The organism is Gordonia sp. NPDC003425 (assembly GCF_053588635.1).
The window spans coordinates 1-12,310 of sequence record NZ_JBSFQI010000003.1; the positions used below are offsets into that span (position 1 = coordinate 1).

A 12,310-nucleotide genomic window follows, 5' to 3' on the forward strand; every position below is an offset into this window, starting at 1 on the left:
CTGAGCCAGGATCAAACTCTCCATGAAAAAACACTGAAACCAAAAAGTTTCAACACAATCTCAGCCAGAGAGACAAAAACCTGACCAAACAAAAAACAATCCAAAAAACTGGCATCAAAAACTGATGCCAGCACTAACTGGCATCAAACAATCCATCAATACACTATCGAGTTCTCAAAGAACACACACCCACCGGCACCACCCCCACAAGAGGCGAACTCCGATGAATTCAGTTGTTTCACTGTCTTCGTCACCCGCTCCGGGGCAACTCTTCCAGCCTACCAGACCCTCTCGGCGGTCGCAACTCCCTGGTTGTTCTCGTCGGGAGGTGTCTGGCGGTCCGAGATCACGTCTCGGGCGCGCGAGGCACCCGTGTCGATTTCTCGGGGGCGGTCTGCGCAGAACCCGGTTTCCCTTCCCCATTCACTCCCGTCGAGGTTGACCCTCGTGGGCTGTCCGGGGCGGCGCCGTGGCGCGCTGACTCGAAGAAAGTTACGCAATCGGCGAGCGCGGGTCAAATCGCCTGTTCAGACCGCGTGGCCGCACGTGTTTGTGCTGGTCACGTGGGATTCAACCACCAGCAGTGGATGAATATTCCGCATCAAGGGCGTGCCCGCGCTCGTGTGATCTGCGCCATGAAACGACTCCGTTTGCCGCGCGCCGGCCCCGTGTATCGAGCGCAGCCGCCCCACGCTGTCCCATGACTGTCCTTTAGGTCAGTGATCCGGCCCCCGAGGTCAGTTACCGGGGCGTGGTCGCGGACCTAGCGTCGGGCCATGAGTTCTTCCGCGGTCATCACCAGCACCGGAGCGCCGAGCACCACGGTCATCCGGGTGCGCCGGCGCGCCGTCCCGCCGGCCGGGTTCACCTCATCGGGGGCCCTGGCCTGGCGACGGACTCCGCCTGCAGGGCTGACGCCGGCGGGAGTCGACATCGTCCACTCCTTCGGTGCCGACACCATTTCCGACGATGTGATGGTGTCCGCGCTGGTCGGGCTCGTGGAGGCGGGCGCACTGACCGGTCAGTGGGAGTTCGAAGAGGCCGCCGTCGGTCTCATCCGTTCGGCCGCGGCGAACGAGGACGCGGCCTGGGCCGCCTTCTACGAGAACTCGCTACGGGACCTGCGGTCAGGTCATGCGCAGTTCGCTCCGGTGCATCGACGTGCCCGGACACTCCTGCGCGGCACAGGTGTCCTCGAGGTCGGTTGCTGCTTCGGATTGCTGGCCCTGCAGTGCGCCGAGGACGGTTATGACGTCTGCGCGTGCGACATCTCGCCGGGTGCCATCGGGCTGCTCGACGCCGCGGCCCGACGGCGTGGCGTCGATGTCAATGCACTTGTCGGCGATGCCCGGTCCCTTCCCCTCCCGGACCGCAGCGTCGACACCGTCACCCTCATCCACCTGCTCGAACACCTCGATCCCGCGGATGTCCCCGTTGCCCTCGACGAGGCGTTACGCGTGGCCCGACGTCGCGTGGTGGTCGCCGTGCCGTTCGAGGACCGGCCGAGCGAGCACTTCGGGCACCTCACCCGGCTCGGCGAGGAGGATCTTCTCCGCTGGGCCGGAGCGGTCCGGCACGGCGGTGCGACGACCTTCGCCGACCACGGGGGTTGGCTGGTGCTCACCCCCGCGTCGCTCAGATGAGACCTCGTTTGCTGGCGATGTAGACCGCATCGGTGCGCTTGGACACGCCCAACTTGCGAATGATGTTGCGGATATGGAACTTCACCGTGGATTCGGAGATGAACAGCGTCTGGCCGATCCGCTTGTTACTCATCCCGTCGGCGAGCAGACGCAGCACCTCCCGCTCGCGCTCGGTGAGCGCCTCGGGTCCGTCCCCCTCCCCCGACACCGTGCGCAGCACAATCGCGGCACTGCGCGGGTCGAAGGCGCTCCCGCCACCTGACACCGCCTGGATGGCGCGGACCAGTTCGGTGGTGTCGACGTCCTTCACCACGTAACCACGCGCGCCCGCCTTCACCGCACGCACCACGAGATCGTCATCGAGGAAGGTGGTGAGCACCAGACTCGCCACCTCGGGATGCCGACCGGCGATCTCGGTGATCAGCCGCAGCCCCTCGTACTCGGTGCCCGCGGTGAGCTTGAGGTCCACCACCACCACATCGGGTCGGCAGTGGGCCACCTCGGCCAGCGCGTGCTCGTACGAGTCTGCCTCGCCCACAACGGTTATCGATTGCTCGCGGTCGAGCAGGGACCGGATTCCGGCGCGTAGCAACGCATGGTCGTCCACCAGCATCGTGCGCACCGCGTCGGTGGCGGTGACATTCATCCCTGCGGTGTTCATCCCTGTGGTGTTCATCCCTGCGGTGTTCATCCCTGCGGTGTTCATCCCTGCGGTGTTCATCCCTGGGGTGTTCATGTCGGCCGGGTTCATGACGGTGACCTCCTCGGGCAGCGCGCGGTGGGATCGGGTATCTCGACGGCGACGCGGATGCCGCCCAGTCGGGATCGGCGAATCCGCAGTTCGCCCCCGAGGTCGTCGGCGCGGGTGGACATGTTGGCCAGGCCGCGGTGGCGCCCCGCCAGATCGCCGCAGACCGCCGCGCGCATCACCCGGCGCAGGTGGCTCGGATCGCCGGTGCCGTCGTCGTCGACGGAGAGCCCCACCCCGTCGTCGGCGTAGGTCAACACCACGCGCGCCGAGGTGGCCTCGGCGTGCACCGCGGTGTTGAACAGTGCCTCACCCGCAATACGCAGAATGGCGTGCTGGACGTCGTCGGGCAGATCGCGGGCGCGACCGAGCACCCGGACGTCGGTCTCGAGGTCGGCGGGCATGTGCATCGAGCACAGTTCGTCGAGGACCTCCCCGAGGCTCAGTCCCTCGACCGAGGGTGACTGATTGAGTGCGTAGATCACCGACCGCAACTGCTCGACCGCGTCGCGGGTCAGGCGCCCGGCCACCTCGAGCCGCTCGGCCGTGGCCGCATCCGACTCCATCCGGCACACCTCGATCTGCACGCCCGCCGACAGCACCGACTGCGTCACCGAATCGTGTAGTTCCCGGGCGATGCGTTCGCGTTCCTCGGTGACCAGCCGCTGGCGCATCACCGCCGACAGTTCACGTTGGGTGCGTTGCAGTTCGGCGTTGCGCACGGCGAGATCGGTGGCCTGCTCGCGCGCTTTGGCGTAGGCGTCCTCGGCGCGTGCGAGCTGGTGGCGGCTCTCCTCGAGCAGGGCGGCGTTGAGCAGTGCCACCACCGCCTGGCGCGCCAGAATGCGCATCACCACCAGATCCGCCGAATCGACCAGATGATGTTCGGGCGTCCACGCCGACAACCCGCCGACCACACGCCCGTCGAGGTGCACCGGTACGTGCAGGTGATGGTCGTCGACCACCGGCCGGATCAGTTCCCCCATCTGATTGCGGAGAATGTCGTTGAGCCGGTTGAGCACCTCGTCGGGCAGGTGACTGGGGGTGCGTGCGGCCTGCACCCCTTCGAAGGCGTAGATGGTGCCCTCGCCGTTCATCATCAGGTGCCGCGGTCCGGTGCGGTCGAGTTCGCCGTCGCACAGGGCGAACACCACCCAGTCGGCGTCGAGGTGTTCGCGCACCGCGCGCACCACCGACAGCACCAGCGTCTCGGGTCCCTCCGCGGTCTGCACCAGGGCACGCGAGATGCGGTCGAGCGCGCCCACCACACGCGTGAGCCGCTGTTCCACCCCCCGGAACTGCGCATAGTGCGAACCCTTCACCGAGTGCAGGCCCACCAGCGAGTCGAGTTCGGCCGCCCCGGTCGCACCGTCGGAGGTCGCAACATCGGAGATGGTGTCGATGCGCCGCGGACTCACAACGCCTCCCGGTAGATGCGGGCGACGTCGGCGGCATCGGGTCGGCGGGGATTGGTGGTCATGCACGCGTCGAGCATCGCGTTGGTGGTGAGGGTGTCGATGTGTTCGGCCCGCACCCCGACCTCACCGAGGCCGGTGGGCATGCCGATCCTGCGGCTCAACGCGGTGATCGCGTCGGCCAGACGGTCGGCCGTGGCCGCAGCACCGGATTCGGGCAGGCCCACGGCCCGGGCCAGGTCGACATACGGTGTGGGGTCGGCTTCGGCGTTGAAGCGGATCACATGGGGGGCCAACACACCGTTGATGGCGCCGTGCGGCGCGTCGCACAGCCCGCCGACGGGATGACTCATCGCGTGCGTCGCTCCCAGGATCGCGTTGGTGAAGGCCATTCCCGCCTCCAGCGCCGCATAGGCCATGTCGGTTCCGGCATCGGCGTCGGCCGGGTTGTCCACGAATCGTTCGATGCTGCGCCATGCGGTGGCGATGGCGCTCAGCGCCGCCTTGTCGGTGAGGCGGGTGTGCGCCAGTGACGCGTAGGCCTCCATGCAGTGGGTGATGGCATCCATGCCCGACTGGGCGGCCACCTCCGGGGGCAGTGTCGCGAGTGTGCGCGGATCGATCACCGAGACATCGGGCACCAGTCCGCGTCCGATGATCGTCACCTTGGTCATCCGGTCGACGTCGTTGATGATGCAGAACTGCGAGACGTCCGACCCGCTGCCGGCGGTGGTGGGAGCGGCCACCAGCGGTGGCAGCGGGCGCCGAGCGCGGTCGATGCCCTCGTACTCCAGGATGTGCCCGCCGTTGGCCGCGAGGATCGCAATGCCCTTGGCGGCGTCGATCACCGAGCCGCCGCCGAGAGCCACGATCCCCTCGGCGCGGCTCTGCTCGTACTGGTCGAATCCGGAGGTGATCTCCGGCGCGCGGGGGTTGGGGGAAACACCGGTGAACGACGACACGTTCAGGCCTTCGGCCCGAAGTCGTTGCGTGAGTTCGGGATACCAGGGTGTGGCGACGAGTCGACGGTCGGAGACCACGAGCAGCCGACGCATGCCGAGCCCGGCGGCCGCGCGCGGGATCTCGTCGAGCGACCCCGGTCCGACGATCACCTCCGGCGTGTGGAACTTGGCGATGCGGACCCCGCCGGCCGCGCGGCGCCCGGCGGCGGTTCCGAATGCGGCGGCGGACGTCACGGTGTCACCGTCGTCGACCTGGATCCGCACGCATCTCACCTGTCCCGTCGCGGCCATGGGTGGGGCGCGCACGGATTGCGACGCCCCTCGCCGAAATCCTACGCGGCGTGATGCGGGTCACGTGCCGTACGAGTCGACCGAGACCTGCTCGAGCGCGGTCAGGTCGTGCACCACGTGCACCCTGTCGCACATCGTGGCGTAGGCCGGTAGGTCACAGGCACCGAGTCCCCACGAGTAGGCGGGTTCGGGGGTGATCCAGATGGTCTCCCGCGCGCGCCGGGAGATCTCCTCGAAGGCCTCCAGGTTCGGGTCGCGGCCGTTGTTGCGGCCGTCGCCGAGCACGATCACCGTCGTGCGCCGGGTGATCGCGCCGCCGTACTCCTCGAGGAAGGTGTTCAGCGCCGACCCGTAGTCGGAGTCGGCGTCGGTGTCGAGGACGCCACCGGCGGGCAGCCCGGACACCACCAGCGACAACGCCTCCTCGGGAGGATGTTCGGCGAAGAGGTCGGTGATCTCGACCAGGTCGGAGACGAAGGCGAACGACCGCACGTGGGCCACCATGCTCTGCAGACCGTGCACCAACTGCAGGGTGAAGCGGGCTGCCGAACGCACCGACAGCGAGACGTCGGCCAGGATGAGCAGGCTGGGCCGGTCGGCCACCTTCGCAACCGTGATCGGCCGGAACGGGACCCCGTCGAAGCGCAGGTTGGCGCGCATCGTGCGGGCGGCGTCCACGGTGCCGCGCGCGGCGAGCTTGCGGCGGGCGCGCGGTGCGCCGTGCAGGCTGCGGATCAGCCGGCGGATCGATTCTTCGAGGCTGGCGCGTTCGTGCTCGTGGATCGCCTCGCGCACCGTCGCCTTGATCTCGCGTTCCTCGATCTCGTGGTCGGTGGCCATCAGCTGTTCGAGGTGGTCCCGCAGCTTTTCCGGCAGACCGTCGAGCAAGCCGGCCAGGGCGCTGCGCAGCGCCGCGAGTTCGGCCGAATCCGGTTGCGGCCCCGAGGGATCGGTGTCGTCGAGCCAGTCCATGAGGGCCATCTCCTGGGCCACCGACAGTTCCGCGTCGAGTTGCGGTGCGTTGCTGGTGACCAGTTCCCCCGGGCGGCCGGGGTTGTGCAGCCGCGACACCGTCAGCTGGACACGCGCCGCCGCCTCCGCGTTGGGTACCTCGTCGGCGGAGAGCACGATCTCGTCGGTGAGCGACGCCATGTCGAGCCGATTGGCCTCCTGGTGCAGGTTGTACTGCTCGGCGAGGTCCTCGGGGGCGAAGTACTGGCGGATGTTCGACGGCGGGCCGTGGCTGTGGCCTTGCTGCGGGGTATCGCTGACCTCGTCGGACAAGGTGTATTCCTGCAGCTCACCGGTGTCGGACAGGTCGTCGTGGGAATGCGAGTGACCGTGACCGTCGTCGGTGTCGAGGACCGGCCGCAGCGAGAAGAACCTGTCGAACACCTCGTGGAAGGTGTCCTCGTCGCGGCGGTCCTTGATCAGGCAGGCCTCCAGCGCCGAACGCAACAGCGCGCGGTCGGCGAGGATCTCGGCGGTGCCGACGGCCGCCATGGCGTCCATCGCCTCCGACACCCCGATCCGGACGCCGTGCAGGCGCAGCAGCCGGACGAACCGGTGGACGGCTCCCTCCATCGTCGCGCCCCGCCCTAGACCGGGCGCTTGCGCGCGTTGCCCGCGCGAAACGACCGGCTTCCCTGCCCCGCGCTGACCTTGTGGGTTCCGGCGTCGCTCTGGGCGCCCGGTGCGCCGTAATACTCCGTGCCGTGGCGGCCCGGTTCGTCCTTGGCCGCCCGAGCCGCCTTGCCCGAATGCTCCGGGTGTTGGCTGTGATCGTCCCGGTGGCCGTGATCGTCCCCGTGGGAGTGATCGTGCCCGTGGGAGTGCGTGTGCCCGTGGGAGTGATCGTGGCCGTGCAGGTGGGTGGGCACCTCGGCGTTGGGATCCACCAGCCGCGGTAGCGCGTCGAGCGCGCGGGTCAGGTCGCGGTCGTATTTGACCACCACGTTCGCGGTCTGCGACAACACGTCCGCGCTGAGCTCGTGGGCGCCGAGCACCGCGAGCGTGCGCGCCCAGTCGATGGCCTCGGAGATGCTCGGCGCCTTGCGCAGATCCAGATCCCGCAGTCCACGTACGATCTCGACGAGTTTGGTGGCCAACGTCTCCGACAACCCGGTGTTCTTGGACTTGATGATCTCGAGTTCGCGCGCGGCGTCGGGATAGTCGAGCGACAGATGCAGACAGCGCCGCTTCAGTGCCGCCGACAGATCGCGGGTGTTGTTGGAGGTCAACACGATCATCGGCTGATGGGTGGCGACGAAGGTGCCGATCTCGGGTACCGACACCTGGTATTCGGCGAGCAGTTCGAGCAGCACCGCTTCGAGTGCCTCGTCGGCGCGGTCGACCTCGTCGATCAGCAGTACCACGGGCCGCTCCGAGCGCACCGCCTCGAGCAGTGGTCGCGGCGCCAGGAAGCGTTCGGAGAAGAAGACGCTCTCCTCGGCACCGATGCGGTCGACCGCATCGGCGAGGGTGGTGGCGTCGGCCACCACCTGACTGATCTTCTCCCGCAGGACCTGCGTGTAGAGCAGTTGCTTGCCGTAGTCCCATTCGTAGAGCGCGGTGGTCTCGTCCTGACCCTCATAACACTGCAGCCGCAACAACTCTCGTCCGGTCACATCCGCGAGGGTCTTGGCGAGCTGGGTCTTGCCGACCCCGGCCGGCCCCTCGAGCAGGATGGGCTTGCCCAGGCGGCTCTGCAGGAACACCGTGGTGGCCAGCCGTTGGTCGGCGAGATATCCGGCGTCGGCGAACCGCTCGATCACGTCGTCGACATCGGCGAACTCCGTGTCCGTGGATTCCATGTCTGGGACGGAGGTACTACTCCCGGATGATGTGGCGTCGGCGGCGAACTGCACGGACATCGGCGTCTCCTGTGCTCGGGAATGTCGTGTGGGGGTGGTACCGGATGGCGGATTCCGTCTTGGGGCAACGGAATCCGCCATCCGGGGTCGTGACTGCTAGGGCAGCAGTTCGTCGAGGTCACCGTTCACGCAGTGCTCGACCACGGGTCGCACGGTCTCGAAGGTGCATTCCTTGGGGTTGCCCGGGGTGCAGGCATCACCGAGCACGTGGTTGGTGAGCGCGTCGATCGTCGCCGCGTCGGTGGTGATGTCCTTGCGCTCCTCGTAGAACTTGGTGGGGCCCTGGCCGAGCCGGTTCTTCGGGTAGCTGTCCTGCTTGACATCGGCGAAGCGCTCCACGATGCCCACGTCGCGCAGCAACCGGATCGCGGCCTCGAGCGCCGCGTCGGCGGCCTGCACCTTGGTCATCCCGTGGGTGTCGACGCCCATCGCCTCGGCCATGTCGGCGAAACGCTCGTACATCACGGGCATGTTGAAGGCCCACACGCGCGGCAAGGCGATCGCGTTGTTGAGTCCGTGGTGGGTGTCGAAGAACGCCGACACCGCGTGGCTGATCGAGTGGATGATGCCCAGGCCACCGGAGTTGAACGCCTGCGCCGCGATGTACTGGGCGTACATCATTCCCTCGCGGCCGGCGAGTTCGGTGGGGTTCCAGGTGGCCTCGCGCAGGTGGCGTGCGGTCATCCGCACCGCGTGCAGCGCATTGCCCATCGACGGCGGGAAGTTCAGTCGCGACACGTAGGGCTCGGAAGCGTGGGCGAGCACGTCGAAGCCGCATTGCGCGGTGTAGGCCACCGGGCAGTCGTAGTAGAGCACCGGGTCGTCGATGGCCAGCGTGGTGACCGCGGCGTCGTCGAAGGCGACGTACTTGTGCGGCTTGTCGGGGTCGGTGGTGGTGTCGGTGATCACGTAGGCCCACGACGTCTCCGAACCCGTTCCGGCAGTGGTGGACACGGCGATGTGCGGCGGGTTCTTGGGGTTCTCGCTCTTGTTGAAGCCCTCGAACTCGTTGACGCTGCGGCCGTCGTGCGCCACCGAGATGCGCGCACCCTTGCAGGCGTCGTGCGCGGAACCGCCGCCGATCGAGATGAACGAGTCGCACTGCTCGGAGTTGTACAGCGACACCGCGTCCATCACGTTGTAGTCCTTGGGGTTGGACTCCACCTGGTCGTAGAGCACCACCTCGAGGCCGTGGTACTTGCACGACTCGACGATCTTGTGGACGGTGTCGCTGCCCCGCAGACCGGTGGTCATGATGAGGGTCTTGGTGAACCCGAGTTTGAGCGCCTCGGGGCCGATCATCTCGTGCGCGCCCGGACCCATCATGGCGCGCGGGAACGGATGGAACTCCTTGATCGGAAACGGCTTGAGTAGTTCGTCTACCTGCATGTCTGTGACCTGACCTTCTTCTGCTGCCGACACACGCGTCGTCGGGAGTGGGTGAGCGAACGCGACGTTACGCGCGTCACATCGAAGTCCAGAAGTGTTGTGCGCCAGAACCGTCCGTAACTGTCCCGCGCACTGACGGAGAGGTGGGGTGGGCACCTGTCCGCTCGGGCAGGTGCGTTGCGACCGCCAGTCGGGGACGCCGTCAGTCGCGGACGCCGTCAGTCGGGGACACCGAGGACGCCCGGGTTCGTGGTGCGGGCACAGCGGGCGCGCCGCAGACCCTCGATGTCGAATCCCCAGGGCATCTCGAGCCGATGCCTGCTGAGCAACGTCGCATCGGCAAGGATCTCGTCGACGCCGGCGTCGGCGACCACCCGTCCGCCGTCCACGACCACCGCGCGATCACACAGTTGCGCTGCGTAGGGCAGGTCGTGGGTCACCACGAGCATCGTGGTGTCGAGTGCGAGCAGGGTGTCGGCGAGTTCGCGGCGGGCCACCGGGTCCAGATTCGCCGAGGGTTCGTCGAGCACCAGGACGTCGGGGCGGCAGGCCAGCACGGTGGCCAGTGCGCCACGGCGGCGCTGACCGCCGGAGAGGTGATGCGGGCTCCGATCGGCCTGATCGGTCATCGACACCACCGCGAGTGCCTCGTCGACCCGGCGGACGAGCTCGTCACCGGTGACGCCGAAATTGGCCGGCCCGAACGCCACGTCCTCGGCGAGTGTCGGCATGAAGAGCTGGTCGTCGGGGTCCTGGAAGACCAGCCCCACCTGGCGCCGAACCTGTTTGAGGGTTGCGCGCCCCACCTGCGAGCCGAGGATCGAGACCGACCCCGACGTGGGCAACAGCACGCCGTTGAGGTGCAGCATCAGCGTGGTCTTGCCCGCACCGTTGGGCCCGAGCAGCGCGACGCGTTCGCCCACCGCGATGCGCAGGTCGATGCCGTCGAGCGCGGTGTGACCGTCGGGATAGGCGAAGTGGAGATCGCGGATGTCCACCGCCGGCGCGTCGGTCACAGGGCTCCCCCGCTCATCATGCCCCCGTTCGGTACACGACCCACGCCGTCACGGCGACCACCGTGGCCGCGATCGCCGGGAGCATGACCGTCAGCCACTGGGAGGCGCCGGCGCGTGCCGATCCCGTGATCCCGGGCATCTCCGGAACGGTCCCCGAGAAGCCGCGCGAGGCCATCGCCAGGTGCACACGTTCACCGCGTTCGTAGGACCGCAGGAAGACCGCCCCCACCGACGTGGCGATGGCACCGGCCTGGTGCACCATCCGCGGCGAATCCCCGCGCGCGATGCGCGCCACCTGCATCCGGCGGACCTCGGCGGAGAGCAGGTCCAGGTAGCGCAGCATCATCACGATGATCGGCGTGATGGTCGACGGCACGCCGAGGCGACTCAGCGCGAGCGGCAGGTCCCGCGCCTGCGTGGTGGCCGCGAAGGTCAGCGACGCAGCAACGCCGAGAGTTCCCTTGATCACGATGCCCCACGCCGCGTAGAGCCCGGACACCGACAGCGACAGACCTGCCACCGGCACGCGATCGCCCCCTTCGGCGAAGGGCAGCAGCACGGCCAGCACCACGAACGGGGCCTCGATCAGCATCCGCGGCGCGATCCATCCGACCGGCACCGCCGCCAGGCGCCACACGGACAGCAGGATGATCGCGAAAACCAGGTAGGGCCAGAACATCTCGCGAGGGGTGGCCACCACCGCGAACACGAACACCACCAGGCAGACGAGTTTGACCTCGGTGGGTGCGCGGTGCACGCGCGAGCCACCCACGCGATAGAGGGGATGTGCGTGCCCTGCACCCATGAACTCAGTTGCCCTCGACGGTCGCCGACCCGCCGCCGGTGGTGCGGGTGCGTGCGATGAGCCAGAACGCGCCGCCGGCCACGGCCAGGGTGACCAGCACGCCGATGACACCGGCGATGCCGTTGGTGTGGGCGACACCCCTCACCGCATAGTCGGCGAGCGGCGACGATGCCATCGCGTGGTCGGTGGCCTGCTGCGCGATGCAGTCGCCGCGGAGGTGCTCGACACCGTCGACGGTGACCGTCTCGCATCCGCGCAGGGTGGCCGAGTCGAGGCCGTCGGGTGAGGAACTCGCGAAGTAGGAGACCAATCCCGCGATCAGCAGGGCTGCCGCCGCGAAGGCGATGAGGAAGGTGCGCCGGCGCACCCGGGTGCGGGCGGGCCCGGGGGCGGTGGCGTTCGTGCGGGCGTTCATGCGGAGGCTCCGATCGCGCTGGTGGAACGGACACGGCTGCGGCGGAGGAGGTAGACGAGGTCGGGCCGGGCTCGCGCGACGGCCACGACGGTCACCGCGGTGATCAGGCCCTCCCCGATACCGATGAGCAGGTGCGTTGCCCACATGTAGGTGGCCACCGTCCCGAGCGACGCCGTGGCGGCACCGCCGATCGCGTACTCGATGACGAATCCTGTTGCCGCACTCACTGTTCCGCACAGCGCGGCGAGGAAGGCAATCGCGCCGAGGCCGGCCGGGCGGTCGGTGCGCGTCCGGACGAGTCCGTACAGTCCCACCGCGACGCCGTACCCGACGAAGGTGGAGATCAGTGCCATGTTGGTGATGTTGGCGCCCAGCGCGGTCACACCGCCGTCGGCGAAGAGCAGGCTCTGCACCACCAGCACGATCGCGACGCAGAGTGCACCGGTGTACGGGCCCACCAGGATCGCGGCGAGCGCACCGCCGAGCAGGTGGCCGCTGACGCCGGGCAGGATCGGGAAGTTGATCATCTGCACCGCGAAGATGAATGCCGCGACCAGTCCGGCCATCGGCACCGTCTTCTCGTCGAGGTCGGCGCGGGCGCGCCAGGCACAGAAGGCCAGGGCAGCCACGGCGATGACACCGAACAGCGCGGACGTCTGCGCGTTGATGATGCCGTCGCTCATATGCATGGCGGTGACGGTGGTGGACGTGGTGGACATGAGCAGTGCCCCTTCGAGTCGCCGAGCGCCGCGC

General features: G+C 68.1%; 11 protein-coding genes. 1 reads left to right on the plus strand and 10 read right to left on the minus strand.

Going from position 1 to position 12,310, the window contains the following annotated elements; genetic code table 11:
- Positions 1 to 776: 776 nt before the first annotated feature.
- On the plus strand, positions 777 to 1,643 hold the full coding sequence (mftM, locus tag ACWDTD_RS04850) for a mycofactocin oligosaccharide methyltransferase MftM (RefSeq protein ID WP_449745945.1): 867 nt from the start codon (positions 777 to 779) through the stop codon (positions 1,641 to 1,643).
- Here mftM and ACWDTD_RS04855 read toward each other — a convergent pair.
- The 10 genes from ACWDTD_RS04855 to ACWDTD_RS04900 all read right to left on the minus strand — a co-directional run bounded on the left by ACWDTD_RS04855 (position 1,636) and on the right by ACWDTD_RS04900 (position 12,276).
- Positions 1,636 to 2,289, minus strand: a complete 654-nt coding sequence (locus ACWDTD_RS04855; protein ID WP_449746224.1) for a MadR family response regulator transcription factor — start codon at positions 2,287 to 2,289, stop codon at positions 1,636 to 1,638. The two genes, mftM and ACWDTD_RS04855, sit on opposite strands and share 8 nt — an antisense overlap.
- A gap of 101 nt (positions 2,290 to 2,390) precedes the next feature.
- Complete coding sequence (locus ACWDTD_RS04860; protein ID WP_449746225.1) at positions 2,391 to 3,794, minus strand: MadS family sensor histidine kinase; 1,404 nt, start codon at positions 3,792 to 3,794, stop codon at positions 2,391 to 2,393.
- A gap of 11 nt (positions 3,795 to 3,805) precedes the next feature.
- Entirely contained in the window at positions 3,806 to 5,026 is a 1,221-nt protein-coding gene (locus tag ACWDTD_RS04865; protein WP_449746226.1) for an iron-containing alcohol dehydrogenase, read from the minus strand.
- A gap of 93 nt (positions 5,027 to 5,119) precedes the next feature.
- Entirely contained in the window at positions 5,120 to 6,643 is a 1,524-nt protein-coding gene (locus tag ACWDTD_RS04870; RefSeq protein WP_449745946.1) for a VWA domain-containing protein, read from the minus strand.
- 14 nt (positions 6,644 to 6,657) lie between these two features.
- A complete protein-coding gene (locus ACWDTD_RS04875) occupies positions 6,658 to 7,932 on the minus strand; it encodes an AAA family ATPase (protein WP_449745947.1) in 1,275 nt (424 codons plus the stop codon).
- A gap of 96 nt (positions 7,933 to 8,028) precedes the next feature.
- On the minus strand, positions 8,029 to 9,321 hold the full coding sequence (gene mdo / locus ACWDTD_RS04880) for an NDMA-dependent methanol dehydrogenase (RefSeq protein ID WP_449745948.1): 1,293 nt from the start codon (positions 9,319 to 9,321) through the stop codon (positions 8,029 to 8,031).
- 218 nt (positions 9,322 to 9,539) lie between these two features.
- A complete protein-coding gene (locus tag ACWDTD_RS04885; protein ID WP_449745949.1) occupies positions 9,540 to 10,337 on the minus strand; it encodes an energy-coupling factor ABC transporter ATP-binding protein in 798 nt (265 codons plus the stop codon).
- Between the two features lie 16 nt (positions 10,338 to 10,353).
- Positions 10,354 to 11,142, minus strand: coding sequence for a cobalt ECF transporter T component CbiQ (gene cbiQ / locus ACWDTD_RS04890; RefSeq protein ID WP_449745950.1), 789 nt, complete (start codon positions 11,140 to 11,142; stop codon positions 10,354 to 10,356).
- Positions 11,143 to 11,146: 4 nt separating this feature from the next.
- Positions 11,147 to 11,557: a PDGLE domain-containing protein gene (locus tag ACWDTD_RS04895; protein WP_449745951.1), complete on the minus strand. Its 411-nt coding sequence runs from the start codon at positions 11,555 to 11,557 to the stop codon at positions 11,147 to 11,149.
- Positions 11,554 to 12,276, minus strand: coding sequence for an energy-coupling factor ABC transporter permease (locus ACWDTD_RS04900; RefSeq protein ID WP_449745952.1), 723 nt, complete (start codon positions 12,274 to 12,276; stop codon positions 11,554 to 11,556). Before ACWDTD_RS04900 ends, ACWDTD_RS04895 begins: the two co-directional genes overlap by 4 nt.
- Positions 12,277 to 12,310: the final 34 nt, after the last annotated feature.